Source organism: Streptomyces sp. NPDC058664, assembly GCF_042716635.1.
In the GTDB taxonomy this organism is placed as follows: Bacteria; Actinomycetota; Actinomycetes; order Streptomycetales; family Streptomycetaceae; genus Streptomyces.
In genome coordinates this window covers 57,543-72,477 of sequence record NZ_JBHXRW010000009.1, presented here as the reverse complement: position 1 = coordinate 72,477, position 14,935 = coordinate 57,543, and the positions used below count along the sequence as shown (strand labels likewise).

General features: G+C 73.5%; 11 protein-coding genes and 1 pseudogene. 6 read left to right on the top strand and 6 right to left on the bottom strand.

The window, feature by feature from the left end; genetic code table 11:
• Positions 1 to 148: 148 nt before the first annotated feature.
• From fabV to ACFWUY_RS10035, 3 genes are all read right to left on the bottom strand, one after another.
• Positions 149 to 1,357, bottom strand: a complete 1,209-nt coding sequence (fabV, locus tag ACFWUY_RS10045; RefSeq protein WP_384104679.1) for an enoyl-[acyl-carrier-protein] reductase FabV — start codon at positions 1,355 to 1,357, stop codon at positions 149 to 151.
• Positions 1,358 to 1,535: 178 nt separating this feature from the next.
• The gene (locus ACFWUY_RS10040; protein ID WP_384104676.1) at positions 1,536 to 1,979 is read right to left on the bottom strand and encodes an FhaA domain-containing protein; all 444 of its coding nucleotides are present in this window, start codon (positions 1,977 to 1,979) and stop codon (positions 1,536 to 1,538) included.
• Entirely contained in the window at positions 1,976 to 2,122 is a 147-nt protein-coding gene (locus tag ACFWUY_RS10035; protein ID WP_384104671.1) for a hypothetical protein, read from the bottom strand. The genes ACFWUY_RS10040 and ACFWUY_RS10035 overlap by 4 nt, the downstream gene beginning before the upstream one ends.
• Before the next feature lie 62 nt (positions 2,123 to 2,184).
• Here ACFWUY_RS10035 and ACFWUY_RS10030 point away from each other — a divergent pair, with 62 nt between their 5' ends.
• Complete coding sequence (locus ACFWUY_RS10030; protein ID WP_384104668.1) at positions 2,185 to 3,096, top strand: N-formylglutamate amidohydrolase; 912 nt, start codon at positions 2,185 to 2,187, stop codon at positions 3,094 to 3,096.
• Between the two features lie 208 nt (positions 3,097 to 3,304).
• Here ACFWUY_RS10030 and ACFWUY_RS10025 read toward each other — a convergent pair whose 3' ends face one another.
• Complete coding sequence (locus ACFWUY_RS10025; RefSeq protein WP_384104666.1) at positions 3,305 to 4,510, bottom strand: Cmx/CmrA family chloramphenicol efflux MFS transporter; 1,206 nt, start codon at positions 4,508 to 4,510, stop codon at positions 3,305 to 3,307.
• 446 nt (positions 4,511 to 4,956) lie between these two features.
• Positions 4,957 to 6,129, bottom strand: a pseudogene (locus ACFWUY_RS10020) (acyl-CoA dehydrogenase family protein); the annotation flags it as partial.
• Positions 6,130 to 6,475: 346 nt separating this feature from the next.
• Between ACFWUY_RS10020 and ACFWUY_RS10015 the strand changes: the two are divergent.
• The 5 genes from ACFWUY_RS10015 (at position 6,476) to ACFWUY_RS09995 (ending at position 12,934) form a co-directional block, all read left to right on the top strand.
• Positions 6,476 to 7,078 carry a TetR/AcrR family transcriptional regulator gene (locus tag ACFWUY_RS10015; protein WP_384104664.1) on the top strand — a complete coding sequence of 201 codons (603 nt, stop codon included), beginning with the start codon at positions 6,476 to 6,478 and terminating at the stop codon, positions 7,076 to 7,078.
• Positions 7,079 to 7,205: 127 nt separating this feature from the next.
• Entirely contained in the window at positions 7,206 to 8,129 is a 924-nt protein-coding gene (locus ACFWUY_RS10010; protein WP_384104662.1) for a TauD/TfdA dioxygenase family protein, read from the top strand.
• 110 nt (positions 8,130 to 8,239) lie between these two features.
• Entirely contained in the window at positions 8,240 to 9,583 is a 1,344-nt protein-coding gene (locus ACFWUY_RS10005; protein ID WP_384104659.1) for an MFS transporter, read from the top strand.
• A gap of 78 nt (positions 9,584 to 9,661) precedes the next feature.
• Entirely contained in the window at positions 9,662 to 11,392 is a 1,731-nt protein-coding gene (locus ACFWUY_RS10000) for an aldehyde dehydrogenase family protein (RefSeq protein WP_384104656.1), read from the top strand.
• 42 nt (positions 11,393 to 11,434) lie between these two features.
• Entirely contained in the window at positions 11,435 to 12,934 is a 1,500-nt protein-coding gene (locus ACFWUY_RS09995; RefSeq protein ID WP_384104653.1) for a long-chain fatty acid--CoA ligase, read from the top strand.
• 489 nt (positions 12,935 to 13,423) lie between these two features.
• Here ACFWUY_RS09995 and ACFWUY_RS09990 read toward each other — a convergent pair whose 3' ends face one another.
• Positions 13,424 to 14,743 (bottom strand): hypothetical protein, encoded by a 1,320-nt coding sequence (locus tag ACFWUY_RS09990; protein WP_384104650.1) that lies wholly within the window; start codon positions 14,741 to 14,743, stop codon positions 13,424 to 13,426.
• Positions 14,744 to 14,935 lie beyond the last annotated feature (192 nt).

The following is a 14,935-nucleotide window of genomic DNA, read 5'->3' as shown; positions in this document are numbered from 1 at the left end:
ATGGGAGGGCGGGGACAGGCGAGTTCGGCTTCGCGAACCGCTGGGCGATGTCGCCGGATCCGGGGCCGCCCGGATCCGGTGACTGGTGCGCCCTGACGCCGATGTGCCGGGACGCGTTCGGGAACGCGTCCCGGCACATCGGTTCCGTTCAGTCGGTGGGGGTGGGCCAGGGGACGTCGGTCTCGACGGCGGCGGTGTAGTCGACGCCGGGGACGGAGAAACCGTAGAGGCGGCGTACCTCGTCGCCGAACCAGTCGAGGTCGGCGAGTTCGCCGATGGAGTCGCTGGTGGCGGTGGCCCAGCGTTCGGCGACGGCGCCCTGCACGGCGGGGTCGAGCTCCCAGGCGTCGAGGCGGACCCGGCCCTCGTCGTCGAGGTCGAGGGGACGGACGCCGGTCAACCGGTCCCACAGCTCCACCAGTTGACCGATCGGGGCCACCATGTCATCACCGAGGACCCCGCGCAGCAGCCCGACGTACAGCGCGATGCCGGGGACGGCGGTGGAGGACTGGGTGACGGCGGCGGCGTTGACCGAGGTCACGGCCCGGCCGCCCAGCGTCTTGCCGAGCCGCTCGTCCAACGTGCGTGCGGTGGCCTCCAGATGGGACTTCGCGGCGCCGATGGTGCCCTGCCGGTAGATCGCCTCGGTGAGCGGGGAGCCGATGTAGGACAGGGCGGCGGTGGTGAAGCCGTCGGCGAGCAGGGAGCGGTCGGCGAGGAACGTGATCCACCGTTCCCAGTCGGTGCCGCCCATCACCGCCACGGTCTGCTCGATGTCGTCGCCCTCGGCGGGCTCGGTGGTGAGCTCCTTCACCTCCGGGGCGCCGTTCTCGTCGAAGACGAGGGTCCTGGTGGTGCACGGCGAGCCGATCGGCCTGAGGACCGAGGCGTACACGTCGCCGGTGTCCGGGTCGGTGCGGCGAGGCGCGGCCACCGAGTAGACCAGGAAGTCGAGTCGTCCTCCGAACCGTTCGGCGAGGAGGTCGGCGACCTGCTCCTTCACCGTGTCGCTGAACGCGTCGCCGTTGAGGAAGACCATGTCCCGGCCGTGCCGCCGGGCCAGCCGGGCGGTGGCGGCGGTGCGGTACCAGCCGGCCGTGCCGGTGCGCCGCGCGGGCGCCTTCTCGAAGCACACGCCGATGCCGCGGATACCGACACGGGCCAGGCCCGCGATCGTGGCGGCCAGACCGTACCCGGCGGACGAGCCGATGACCAGGGCCACCGGCCCCTCGCCCGCCGGAGCGGCCGGGGCGGGGACGGCCTGCCACATCTCGTCCACCAGCCGGTCGCAGCCGCCGGGGTGGGAGTCGAGAAACAGGAAGCCCCGGCTCTTGGGTGCGATGACGCGTTCGCTCACGGTGTGGTGCCCTCAGGTGTCGTCACGGACAAGGACGGGGCGGCCGCATCGACCGCCCCGTCCGGCAAGTCTGCGCCCACGCGGAGGGACATGGTGATCTTGACCGGCACAACGATGTCCGGCCGGGGTTGGAGGGTTCCCACCGGTGTCGGCGGGGCCACCGGACGGGGCAGCCCGTTCAGCCGCCCTTCGGGAAGGCGTCGGCCCGTACGTGGGGCATGGGGCTGCTGCCGACCCGGTACGGGTCACCGGGCGGCCGTGCGACCGGAGTGACGCGGACGGTCAGCGGTCCGGCCCACTCGTAGCCCTTCCGCTCCCCGTGGCGGACCAGGGCGTCCGTCAGCGCCTCACCCACGTCGCCCCGGCCGTGGCGTACCAGTTCCTCGTGCACCCGGGCGTCCAGTTCGACCTCGAAGGCGTTCGGCACGACCACTCTGCCGCCGCCGCACACCACGGCGTGCTCGTCGCACTCGTGGTACAGGGCGTCGACCAGCTCGACGTCCTCACGGTCCTCACGATGGCGAAGCCTGGAGAGCAGACTCTTCTGCCGGCGTTCCAGGGCCCGCTCCCACCGCGAGAGCCCTTTCCCGGCCGGGCGCCCGCCCCCCGGCCGCCCGGTCACCGCCGGCCGCGCAGCCGCCCGAGCAGCCTGCGCGCCTGGTCGCGCTTGCGCGGGTCGGCGGCGGCGCGTCGGGCCGAAGCGATCGTCCGCCGTCCCTGCGGACTGCGGGTGAACTGTTTGACACGGGCGATCAGTCCGGACATGGTTCCTCCTCGGTGTGTGCCGTGTGCCGTGTGCCGTCCGCCTACCCCGTGGCGCCGCGACAATGTCCGTGACATTCCACCGGTATGCGACGCGCAGCGAGGACCAGATGAACGACGGCTCCCCCTCCTCCCCCTCCGCTCTCCCCACTCCTTCGTCCGCCTCCCCTTCCTCCCCTTCCGCCGTTTCCTCCGGCGGCTTCCTGCTCCACCCGGGGGCACCCGACTCCCCGGTGATCCTCCACGTCCCCCACTCCTCGCGGGTCGTACCCCCGGACGCGCGTGCCGGAATCACGCTCGACGACGCCGCTCTGGAAAGGGAGTTGGACCACATCACCGACTCCTGGACGGCGGAGCTGGCCGCCGGGGCGGCCGAGGCCGCGCCCCTCACTCCCTGGCGTTTCGTCAACGGGCTCTCACGCCTGGTCGTCGACCCCGAGCGGTTCCCCGACGAGCGCGAGGAGATGCTCGCGGCGGGCATGGGCGCGGTCTACACCCGGACCACGCACCGCGATGAACTGCGCCCGGACGACTTCGACGGACAGCCGCTGATCGAGCGCTACTTCCAGCCCTACGCGCGGGCCCTGACGGACGCCGTCGCCGAGCGGCTGGCGACGGTCGGACGGGCGGTGATCATCGACGTCCACTCGTATCCGACGAAGGCGCTGCCGTACGAGCTCCACGGCGACGGGCCCCGCCCGCCGGTCTGCCTGGGCACGGACCCGTTCCACACGCCCGCGCCGCTGCTCGACGCGGCGCGGCGGGCGTTCGACGGCTTCGGCGGCACGGAGCTCGACACCCCGTTCGCGGGGACCTACGTGCCCCTGCGGTACTACGGGAAGGCGCCGGAGGTCACCGCCCTGATGGTAGAGATCCGGCGCGACCTCTACATGGACGAGCCGGGCGGCCCCGCCGGCCCCGGCCTCCGGACGCTGGCGGGCGCGCTGGCCGGTCTCGTCGCGTGGGCGTCCGCCTGACGGTCCGCGCGGGCCCGGAGGAAATCCTCTCGCCGGTACGGCCGCGGCACCGAGGAAGTGTGAAGGCTGCCGACTTCCGGCACTGAGCTCCGGTGCCGTCCGGTGCGACGATGCCACGGACGGCGGATACGGCGAAGGTCCCCGTCGCGTTCGGGCGTCACGACGGTGCCGTGAGCGGGCCCGAACGCGAACCGGTGCCCGGACGGGGTCAGGAACGCTCCTCCACCGGGCGCTTCGGCCGGCGGATCGCGTCGCCGTCGGCGTCACCGACGGCGAGGCCGGTCGCCCGGGCCGCGCCGACGAGCACCAGCGCGGTGGCGACGAGCACCGCGCTCACCACCAGCGGCGAGCGGAAGCCGAAACCGGCTCCGAGTGCCAGGCCGCCCAGGGCGGGACCGGCCGCCGCGCCGACGTTCAGCGCGGCGGTGGCGAAGCCGCCGGCGAGCGTGGGGGCGCCCGAGGCCGCGGAGAGGGCCTGCGCGATCAGCGTGGAGCCCACCCCGAACGAGAGCACGCCCTGGACGAGGACGAGGACCGGTGCCGCCACCGGGTGCGCGGCCGTGAGGGCGAACAGCAGCCAGCCGGCCGACAGCGCCGCACCACCGACCGCGAGGACCTGGCCGGGACGGCTGTCGGCCAGCCGGCCACCCAGGTTGACCCCGACGAAGGACCCGATGCCGAACAGCGCCAGCACGGCGGGCACCCACGGGGTGCTCAGCTCCGTGACGTTCGTGATGACGGGCGTGAGATACGTGAACGAGCAGAACGTCGCTCCGTTGACCAGCGCGCCGAGCACGAGCGTCACGATCGGCCGGGGCGAGCGGAGAGCCCTCAGTTCGTGGCCGGCGCCGGGTGCCGCGGGGTCGACGGGCGTCGCGGGAACGGACCGCAGGACCGCGAGGACCGCGGGAACGGAGAGGACGGCGACGCCCCAGAACGCCGAGCGCCAGCCCCGGACCTCGCCGAGTACGGCACCGAGGGGGACGCCCGCGACGCAGGCGAGGGTGACACCGCTCAGGAGCACCGACGTGGCCCGGCCCTTGGCGCGGGGGCCGGCCAGGGCGGCCGCGGTCGCGAGGCCGACGGCGAGGAAGCCCGCGTCGGCGAGGGCGGCGACCACCCGTGTGACGAGGAGGACCTCGAAGCTGTGCGTGAGGGCACCCACGACATGGGCGAGGAGGAAGGTGACAAGGAGGACGAGCAGCGCCCGGCGGCGCGGCCACCGCAGACTCAGCATGGCGGCCGGCGGCGCGCCGACGATCATTCCCACGGCGAAGGCCGAGGTGAGCGATCCGACGGCCGGGACGGACACACCGAGGTCCGCGGCCATGTCCTCGACCAGTCCGGACAGCATGAACTCCGACGTTCCCTGGGCGAAGACGGCCAGCCCGAGAACGTAGACGGCGAATGGCATGAAGAAGCTCCGACTACATCGCAGAAGAGGGGAGACGCGCCGCATGGACGGAAGGTCGTGCGGTCGCGTGGGAGACGCGCCGGAGGGGGCTCCGGGCGTGGTCCCGCGATGCGGTGGGTCCGTGGCGGATCCGCGACGTGCTGCTCGGCGACCGGGCCGAGGAGAGCGGGGTCGTCAGAGGGTTACGCGATCGGCCACCGGATCACCGGTGGCCGGCTTCTCTCCGACTCGGGGCTCGACATGCCTCCGAACATAGCAACGGCCGGAACGCGGTGTCCAAGGCATGGGGCACCCCGTCGTCCGGCCGCTCGCCCTGCCCGGCCCGCCGTCCCGGCCGGGCTCGCCGGATCCGGCCCCGCCGTCCCGGCCGGGTGCCCGGCCGGGCGACGTGGCGGGCCAAGCGCCGCAGTCGGCCGGGCCGCGTCCGGTCTCAGTCGGTGGCGCCGGGGGGGGCGGGCGATGACGCCCGCGAGGTCGAGGCCGGTCGGGAGGGTGCCGAAGGCCAGGCCGTGGCCGCCGCCGAGGCGGGAGGCGCAGAAGGCGTCGGCGACGGCGGCCGGGGCGTGGCGGACGAGGAACGAGCCCTGGAGGACCAGGGCCATCCGCTCCACGAGCCCGCGGGCGCGCAGTTCGGCTTCCCCGGTGTCGGCCAGTTCCCCGCGCAGAGCGTGCCAGGCGGCGTCGAGGCGGGTCATGGTGACCATGTCGATGATGGTCCGTACTCCGCGCCCCTCCTCTCCGACGAGCCAGGCGACGGTGTCGTCGAACTCGGGTTCGCTGCTGGCGTTGGAGCGGTTGCCGAGCTTGTCCTTGAGCCGCTGGATGCGGAAGGTGTTGCGGCTGCCGTCGGGGAGCACGCGGGGGAGGAGGAAGCAGGACAGCCCGCCGGGTGTCTGCGCCAGGACGAGGAAGAGGTCGTTCATGGGGGCGCTGGTGAACCACTTGTGGCCGCGCAGCCGCCAGCTGCCGTCGGGCTGTTCGGTGGCGGTGGTGGTGTTGGCGCGCACGTCGGCGCCGCCCTGCTTCTCCGTCGTGCCCATGCCCGCGAGCAGGCCGCGCTTGCCGTCCGGTGCGCGCAGGCCCGGGTCGTAGACGCGGCTGGTCAGCAGCGGCTCGTAACGGGCGGCCAGGCGGGGGGTGTTGCGCAGGGCCGGGACGACGGCGTACGTCATGCTGACCGCGCAGGTGTGCCCCTGCTCGACGGTGGTGGCGATCATGAAGTCCGCCGCACGCGCGACATGGGCGCCCGGGCGGCCGTCGGCCCAGGCCGCGCCAACGATGCCCGCGCCGACCGACATGTCGAGGAGCGCGTGGTACGAGGGGTGGAAGTCGACCTCGTCGATCCGGTTGCCGTACCAATCGTGGGTGCGGAGCACCGGCTCGTGGCGGTTGGCCTCCTCGCCCCAACGCTGGGCCTCTTCGCTTCCGGCGAGCCGGCCGAGGCGGTGCAGGTCGTCCAGGTGCCACGCGGCGCCCTCCCGCTCCACGCCCTCCAGGAGTACGGGGTCGGCGGCGACGTCGTGGCCGACGGGGGGCGGCGCCTGGTTGGTCACCTCGTGGGTCCGCGCGGTGGGGTTGCCGCACGGCGGCGCGGCGGCGGTGTCGGTGGGTGCGGTCATCGGGTCCTCCGGGCTCGGCGCTCGACACGGGCGGGTACGAGCGGGGGCGTCACTGGGCGGGGTGTACGTACAGGCCCGCCGGCCGACGGGAACGGTGGGCGTCGAGGCCCGCGAGGGCGGGGGCGTCCTCGCCGGGGGCGGGCGGCGGGCCGCGACCGGCACCCCGGCGAACGGCTCGGGGCGGCGGCGGCGCCTGGGCTCCCACCGCTCGCGGGTCACGGCGCGGTGGGCCACGGGAAGAAGTGAACTACGATTCACAACTTGCCGCCAGGCCCTCCCGTCCCGTTCGCGACAGCGCCTCCGCCCCGTGCGGCCAGGACGGGAGGCGAGCCCGTACGCTCGACGCATGGTCGGGAAGAGGGTGCGGGACGAGGGCCGGGGGCCGGGACGGCCGCGCGAGGAGCGGGTCGACCGCGCGGTGCTGGACGCGGTGGTCGCCCTGGTGGCGGAAAAGGGCCTGGGCGCCGTCACCATGGACGCGGTGGCCCTGCGGGCGGGGGTCAGCAAGCCGGCCATCTACCGGCGCTGGCCCACCAAGCAGGACCTGCTGATCGCCGCCGCCGAGTCCCGCGTCGGCCCGCTGTCCGTCCCCGACCTCGGAGACTTCAGGGCCGAACTGAGGGTCGTGCTCGAAGCCCGTCTGGAGGCGTACACGGCGCCGGGGATCGACCGCCTGATGGCCGGCGTCATCGGGGCGGCGGCCGAGGCGGGGGCCGGGCGCAGCGCGTACGGCGACTACTCCGCCCGCGTCATGGGCGAGACCCGGAACATCCTGGAGCGGGGCATCGCCCGCGGCGACGTACGGCCGGACACCGACGTCCGCGCGGTGGCCACGATGGTGGCCGCACCGCTGGTGTTCCGCCTGGTCGGGGAGATGGAGCCGCCCGACGGAAGGCTGGTCGACACGGTGGTCGACCTCGTCTCGCGCGCCGTGGCCGTACGGGACTGACCGAAAGGCGCCTCCCCGCCGCCCCGCGAAATCGATACGGGCGAACCCCTTGCCTCCTTGCGCCCAAATATCGATACTCCCGGTAACGAATTCCCGGTCGTCCCCGTCGTCACCGCGGAGGTACTCCATGGCCATGCCCGCCACCACCCCCCAGCCCGTCCTCGACAAGCCCCTGCTGCACTACGGGAGGAGGGTCCTGGAACGCACGGCCCCGGGCACGCCCCGGTCCGAGTACCGGCAGATCGAGATCTCGCCACTCACCCCGCACATCGGCGCCGAGATCGGCGGGGTGGACCTCACCCGGCCGATCGACGAGGCCCTCGCCGCCGAACTCCGCCAGGCACTGCTGGAGTGGAAGGTGATCTTCTTCCGCGACCAGCGCGACTTCACCCCCGAGCACCACCTGGCCCTCTCCGGCGTCTGGGGCGTGCCCGAGGCGAACCCCTTCTTCCCCAAGGGCGAGACCGTCGGCGTCTCCCGGCTGGCCAAGGACGCGACGGCCGTCGGCCAGGAGAACATCTGGCACAGCGACCACTCCTTCATGGCCGCCCCCGCCCTGGGCTCCGTCCTGCGCGCCGTCGAGGTGCCCCCCGCGGGCGGCGACACGATGTGGGCGGACATGGGCGCCGCGTACGACAACCTCTCCGAGGAGACGAAGGCCCGTATCGAGGGCCTCACCGCCGTCCACGACTGGGTGCCCAGCTGGGGCTCCGTCATGACCGAGGAACAGATAGCCCACTTCCGGCAGTCCCTGCCGCCCGTCGAGCACCCGGTCGTCGTCCGCCACCCGCAGACCGGCCGCAGGCTCCTCTACGTCAACGAGCCCTTCACCACGCACATCGTCGGCCTGTCGGACGAGGAGAACCGCGAACTGCTCGACGCGCTCGTGCTCCAGGCCCGCATCCCCGAGTACCAGGTGCGCTTCCGCTGGCAGCCGGACTCCATCGCGGTCTGGGACAACATCGCCGTCCAGCACTACGCGATCAGCGACTACTACCCGCAGCGCCGTGTCATGGAGCGCATCGCCGTCGCCGGCGGCCCCCTGTCCTGACCGGCCGGCGCCGGCCGCGTCCCCGGGGTCCCCGGGCACGCGGCCGGGTGCGCGCGGAACCGACCGCCCCCCCCCGCTCACTTCGCCGTCCCTCTTCTCCGGAGGTTCCCGTGACCGCCGCCGACACCTCGGCCGCACCACCGCTCGCACGGGCCACGCAGGCAGCTCACGACCCCGGCGTCCGTGCCTGGATCGTCACCGGCATGCTCGTGGTCTTCATGATGATCAACTTCGCCGACAAGGCCGTGTTCGGTCTCGCGGCCGACGAGATCCGGGCCGATCTGGGTCTGTCCGCGACCGATTTCGGGCTGGCGAACAGCGCGTTCTTCCTGCTGTTCTCCGTGGCCGCCGTCGTGGTGGGCCTGCTGGCCGACCGGGTGTCCCTGAAGTGGCTCCTGCTGATCATGGCCCTGCTCTGGTCGGTGGCCCAGGTGCCCGCCGCCCTAGGCGGCGGGCTCGCCGTCCTGATCGGCACCCGGATCGTGCTCGGCGCCGCCGAGGGACCGGCGTTCCCCGTCGCCCAGCAGGCCGCGCTGTCCTGGTTCCCCGACGACCGGCGCAATCTGCCCGGCGCCCTGGTCACCCTCGGCGTCACGCTGGGCGTGATCACCGCCGCCCCCGGGCTGACCTGGGTCATCCAGAACCACGGCTGGCGCTCCGCCCTCTGGGTGGTCGCGGGCGTGGGTCTCGTATGGTCCGTGGTCTGGTTCGTGTTCGGCGCGGACGGCCGGTTCCGCGAGAGCGACGGCGTCCCGGACGCGGCGCCCGCGAGTGCCGCCACCGCGTCCACCGCACCCGCCCCGTCCGCCGGTTCCCGGGCCTGGCCCGCGTACCGGCGCGTCTTCGGCAGCCGTACCTGGATCGGCACCACCGTCGCGTACTTCACCAGCTACTGGTGCGTGGCCCTGATGCTGGTGTGGCTGCCGTCCTACCTGAAGAACGGCCTCGGCCACTCCCCCGCGACCGCCGGCACGCTGGTGGCGGCGCCCTGGGCCCTCGGTGCCGTGGTGCTGCTCGGTCAAGCCGCGCTCACGGGCCGGCTGATGCGCCGTGGCGTGGGCAGCCGCTGGGCGCGGGGCCGCGTCGGCGCGGGTCTGCTGTTCCTCGGCGCGCTGTGCTTCCTCGCCGTTCCCCTGGCCGACGGCACCGGAGCGAAGACGGCGCTGCTCGTCGCCGGCTGCGGGCTCGGCGGCTCCTTCGCGACCGTCGCGATCACCACCGTCGCCGAGCTCGCCCCGGCCGCCCGACGCGGCGGCGCCCTCGGCACGATGAACGCCGTGGTGACCACCGGGGGCCTGATCGCGCCGACCGTCGTGGGCCGCATGGTCGACAGCCAGGGAACCGCCGGCTACCAGAACGCCGTCGTGGTGTCCGCCGTCCTGCTCCTCCTTGGCGCCGTCGCCGCCTTCGCCCTGATCGACCCGGCGCGCGACGCGGCCCGCACCGGCGCCTGACGCGTCCGGTCGACGCCCGGCACCGGCCCCGTACCCGCCCTGTATCTCCCAGTCCCGCGCCGTCCAAGGAGCCCCGCCATGACCTCACCCGTCCTCGACACCGAGGCGCTGGACAGCGCCGTCGCCGAACTGCGAGAGGGCGCCGGCACCTGGGCGGCCACGGAGCTCACCGAGCGCGTCGCGCTCCTCGAACGGCTGCTGCCGCGGATCGCCGACGGCGCCGGGGACATGGTCGCGGCCTGCGCCGACGCCAAGGGTTACGGCCCCGACTCCCCCTGGGCGGCGGAGGACTGGGCGGGCGCGCCGTGGGCACTGGCCCAGACCGCGAGCGCCTATCTGCGGGTGCTGCGCCGGATCGCGGCCGGCGAGGAGCCGGTCGAGGCCGGGGCCGTACGGGAGCGGGACGGCCGGACGGTCGTCGACGTCTTCCCCGCCACGGGCTGGGACTCCCTGCTGCTCAACGGGTTCACCGCCCAGGTGTGGACCCGGCCCGGAACCACCCCGGACGGGATACGGCGGCGGGCGGCGGGCGCGTACCGCGGCCGGTCGGCCGGGACCGGCGTGGCCCTGGTCCTGGGCGCCGGCAACGTCGCGGCCATCACCGCCCTCGACATCCTCCACAAGCTGTACGTCGACGGCCAGGTCGTCCTCGCGAAGATGAACCCGGTCAACGCCTACCTCCGCCCCCATTTCGAGCGGGTCTTCGGCGAGTTCGTCCTGCGGGGCTGGGTCCGGTTCGTCGACGGCGGTGCGGCGGAGGGCGCCCATCTCGCCACGCACGAGGGTGTGGACAGCATCCACGTCACCGGCAGCGAGCGCACGCACGACGCCATCGTCTGGGGTACGGACGAGCGGGCCGAGGAGCGCCGGCGCGCGGACACCCCGCTGAACACCAAGCCGTTCAGCAGCGAACTGGGCGGCGTCAGCCCCTGCGTCGTCACTCCCGGGCCGTGGAGCGCGGCGGACCTCCGCTTCCAGGCCGAGCACATCGTCACCAGCAAGATGAACAACTCCGGCCACAACTGCGTCGCCAGCCAGATCCTCGTGCTCCCCCGCGACTGGGACGGCACCGAGCGGCTGCTCGCGGAGATCCGGCGGGTCCTGCGCGAACTGCCCGCCCGCACCGACTACTACCCGGGCGCGGACCGGCGCCTGGCCGCCGTACGAGCGGCGCATCCGGAGGCCGAGGCCCACGGGGACGGCGACTGCCGGCTCCTGGTCCCCGACGTCCCTGTCGTCTCCGACGCGGACGACCAGGACATGTTGCTGACCGACGAGGTGTTCGGCAGCGCGCTGGGCGTCGTACGGCTCCCCGGCGCCACCCCGGACGCCTTCCTGAGCGAGGCGGTCGCGTTCGCGAACGACCGCCTCCCCGGCACCCTCGGTGCGACGCTCCTCGTGCATCCCAGGACCGAGAAGGCCCACCGCGCCTCGGTCGACGCGGCCGTCGCCGGACTGCGCTACGGCACCGTCGGCGTCAACTGCTGGTCCGCGATCGGGTTCCTGCTCGGCTACGCCCCCTGGGGCGCGTACCCCGGCCACACCCGCCAGGACATCGGCAGCGGCGTCGGCTTCGTCCACAACGCCTTCATGCTGGCCGACGACGACATCGAGAAGACCGTGCTGCGCGCGCCCTTCGCGCCCGCCCCGCGCGGCCTGTTCAGCGGCTCGCCGTCGCTCTCGCCGCGACCGCCCTACTTCGTCACCAACCGCACCGGTGTCACCACCCTGGAACGGGTCACCCGCTTCACCGCGGCACCGTCCCCGGGGAAGCTCCCCGGCATCCTCGCCTCCGCGCTGCGCGGTTGACGCGCGCCCAACGCCCGTACTCTTGCCCTCCGTTCCCCCCTCATGAAGGACGTCCCCGTGAACCTCTCCGACCTCCTCAGCCGCAGCGCGGCCCAGCACGGCCCGGACATCGCGGTCGAGCTCGGCGACGAGTCGCTGACCTACTCGGCGCTCGACGAGCTCGCGGGAAGGACGGCCGCGCTGCTCGCCGCGCGCGGCGTCGTGCCCGGCGACCGGATCGGGCTCATGCTGCCCAACCTGCTGGAGTTCCCCGCCCTCTTCTACGGCGCGCTGCGCGCGGGCGCCGTCGTCGTCCCGATGAACCCGCTGCTGAAGTCCCGCGAGATCGCCCACTACCTCAAGGACTCGGGCGCGGTGCTGGTGTTCGCCCACGAGTCCCTCGCCGAGGAGGTGGTCGCGGGCCGCGGCGCCGCGGGATCGCGGGCCGCGGTGGTGCCGATCGGGGCCGGCTCGCTGTCCGGTCTGCTCGCCGACCACACCGAGCCCGTCACCACCTCGGTCGGCGCGGGCGAGGACACCGCCGTCATCCTCTACACCTCCGGCACCACAGGCCTGCCCAAGGGGGCCGAGCTCACCCACACCAACCTCGGCCGGAACTCCGAGATAGCCGCCCGGTCGCTGTTCGGCCTCACACCGGCGGACAACATGCTGGGCTGTCTGCCGCTGTTCCACACCTTCGGCCTGGTCGTGGCGATGAACACCACCGTCACCGTCGGCTCCCGCCTCACCCTGCTCCCCCGCTTCGAGCCCGTGCTCGCGCTGCGGACCATCCAGGAGCGCGGGGTCACCATGCTGGCGGGTGTGCCGACGATGTACGCGGCCCTGCTCGGCACGCACGCCCAGGAGCCCGGCGCCTACGACGTCTCCACCCTGCGGATGTGCGTCTCCGGCGGCGCCTCGCTGCCCGTCGAGGTCCTGCACGGCTTCGAGAAGGCCTTCGACTGCCTGCTCCTGGAGGGCTTCGGCATGTCCGAGACCTCTCCCGTCGCCTCCTTCAACCACCCGGACCGCCCGCGCAAGGCCGGGACGGTCGGCACGCCGATCGAGGGCGTCGAGCTGCGCCTCGCGGACGTCGTCGACGGTGTCGGCGAGCTGTGCGTGCGCGGACACAACGTCATGAAGGGGTACTGGGGCCGCCCGGAGGCCACCGCCGAGACGGTGAAGGACGGCTGGCTGCACACGGGCGACCTGGCCCGCGTCGACGAGGAGGGCTACTACTCCATCGTCGACCGCAAGAAGGACCTCGTGATCCGCGGTGGCTACAACGTCTACCCCCGGGAGATCGAGGAGGTCCTGTACGAGCACCCGGCCGTCGCCGAGGCCGCCGTGATCGGACTGCCCGACGACGTGCTCGGCGAGGAGGTCGCCGCCGTGGTCGCGCTGCGCCCGGGCGCCGAGGCGACCCCCGAGGAGCTGCGGGAGTTCGTGCGCGGCCAGGTCGCCGCGTACAAGTACCCCCGGGTGGTCTGGCTGCTCGACGCACTGCCCAAGGGCGCCACGGGCAAGATCCTCAAGCGGGAGATCGCGGCCACCCGCCCGTGACGGTCCGGCCCGCCGAAGGGCCCGGCGCCCCCTGACCGCGGAGCGGACGGCCCGCGAGCACGCGCCGCGCACCCTCCCGTACGCCCTGACCGCCCTGGCCAGGAGCCGCATGGCCGGGAACCCGGAGGAGGCGCGGGCCTTCCTCGCGGGCGGCGAGGAGTGGGCGGGCCGGACGGGGGACCAGCAGGCGCTCGGCGAGGTGCGGCTGGCGTCGGCGGAGCTCGCACTGCGCGGCGGTCGTCCGGACAAGGCTCTGAACTCCTCGACCACGCACCCGTCACCCCGCGGGCGGCCTGTCCGAGGGGATGGGCGCTGCTGCGGACGGGCCGTCACGAGGAGGTCGTCGCGCTCATGGAGCGGGAGGCGTCGAGCGCCGAGGAGGCGGGGCAGGAGCTGCTCGTGGTGGAGGCGACCACGGTCCTCGCGCTCGCCCTCGGCCTCTCCGGTGAGGCGGACCGTGCCGCGTCCGTGACGGGAGGGGTGCTCCTCTCAGACCGACGGCGCCGCGTCCTTCGGCCGTGTCCTCTCGTCGGACGGCGCTCCCGCGCCCAGGAACTCCACCACCGCGAGCGCGAAGAGCAGCGCGAGCGCCAGGCCGACGACGACCCAGCCGGTGGGATGGGACCAGAAGAGGTAGCCGAGGAGCGCCGCCACGACCAGCGCCCAGACGATCCAGGTGCGGTGGCGGCGGACGAACGGGCCCACCGGTCCGGTGCGCAGGCCCGCGCGGTCGGCCGTGGTGCGGGCCGCACCGATGCCCGAGGTCCACAGACCCCTGACGAGACCGGCGCGCCGGCCAGGACCGGTGAGCCAGGCCGCGAGGGCGACGACGACTCCCAGGACGACGGCCATTCTGATCATGGTGTGGAGCAGATGGGTCATGGTGTCGTAGACGGCTCCGGCGGCCGGCTGGGAGACTCCGGCGGGCAGCGCGTCGAGGTAGACCGCCCGGAAGACCCGCAGCCCGATGCCGAGGAGCCCCGTCGTGACGGCCACCGCCAGGGCACCCGTCACCAGGGCCCTGCGTCGCCGCTGCGAGAGGAGGACGCCGCCGGCCACCAGGAGGACGGCGAGGACCGGCAGCCAGTTGCCGAGGATCTGCAGGAGCCGTACGTAGGTCTTGACCTTGCCGATGTCGTCGGACCGTACGAGCGTGAAGTCGGTGTGGATCTCCGGGATCCGTCCGGCGACCTGCATGCCCTCGTCCACCAGACGCTGCTTCACGAGTTCGACGACGGGACCGAGATCGAGGGTGACCGTGTCGTTCTCCAGCCGTACCGCGCCGCCACCGCTGCCGGTGAGGGCCTTGTCCACGGAGGCGTGGACCTTGCGGTTGGCCTCCGTCCAGATGGTCTCGAAGGCTTCGGAGCCGGCGATGGCCCGTGCCTTGTCGTGGACGAAGCTGCGGACCGCCCCTTCCAGGGAGTCGCCCAGCTTCCCCAACGCCTTCTCCAGGCGTGGTCGTTCCTCCGGAGCGGCGTCGGACAGGAGGGTCGACAGGTCGATGCGCGTCATGAGCGCGTCGGTGACCCTGTTGGCGACGGCGTCCTGGATGTCGGGGTCCGAGGCCAGCGGGGCCACGGTCGCCACGTAGCGGTCGGTGTCACCCACCTCGTCCGCCGCCCAGGCGGAGACGATGGCGAGGGGGGCGAGTACACAGCCGAGGATGATCAGTACGGCGGCCAGGAGGGACTTCATACGGTGCTTCGGTGGCCGCGTCCGTTCGGCTTCGAGCGTCGCCACCCGGTCACGGAGCTCCTGGAGCTCCGATCGCCCACCGTCCCGCGCGGTCGATCCTGCGTCCGACACCGGCGCCTCCTCGTTCGCGATGATCGCTCTGCGTCCCCAGCCGACCTTCCTTCGCCCGGGTGCGCGAGCAGGGTGACCCTTTCGAGGGACGTGGCACGCCGGTCGCATGACGGGCCGTCCGGCGGGCGGTCACCACGACTCGGTGTCCACCGAGGTGCGCTCGACCGGTTTCGTACCGCCGGAAATGGGACA

Excerpts from the sequence above, each read along its gene's own strand:
- ACFWUY_RS10035 (WP_384104671.1), bottom strand. The coding sequence starts at position 2,122 with ATGTCCGGACTGATCGCCCGTGTCAAACAGTTCACCCGCAGTCCGCAG.
- ACFWUY_RS10030 (WP_384104668.1), top strand. The coding sequence starts at position 2,185 with ATGTCCGTGACATTCCACCGGTATGCGACGCGCAGCGAGGACCAGATG.
- ACFWUY_RS10025 (WP_384104666.1), bottom strand. The coding sequence starts at position 4,510 with ATGCCATTCGCCGTCTACGTTCTCGGGCTGGCCGTCTTCGCCCAGGGA.
- ACFWUY_RS10015 (WP_384104664.1), top strand. The coding sequence starts at position 6,476 with ATGGTCGGGAAGAGGGTGCGGGACGAGGGCCGGGGGCCGGGACGGCCG.
- ACFWUY_RS10010 (WP_384104662.1), top strand. The coding sequence starts at position 7,206 with ATGGCCATGCCCGCCACCACCCCCCAGCCCGTCCTCGACAAGCCCCTG.
- ACFWUY_RS10000 (WP_384104656.1), top strand. The coding sequence starts at position 9,662 with ATGACCTCACCCGTCCTCGACACCGAGGCGCTGGACAGCGCCGTCGCC.
- ACFWUY_RS09995 (WP_384104653.1), top strand. The coding sequence starts at position 11,435 with ATGAAGGACGTCCCCGTGAACCTCTCCGACCTCCTCAGCCGCAGCGCG.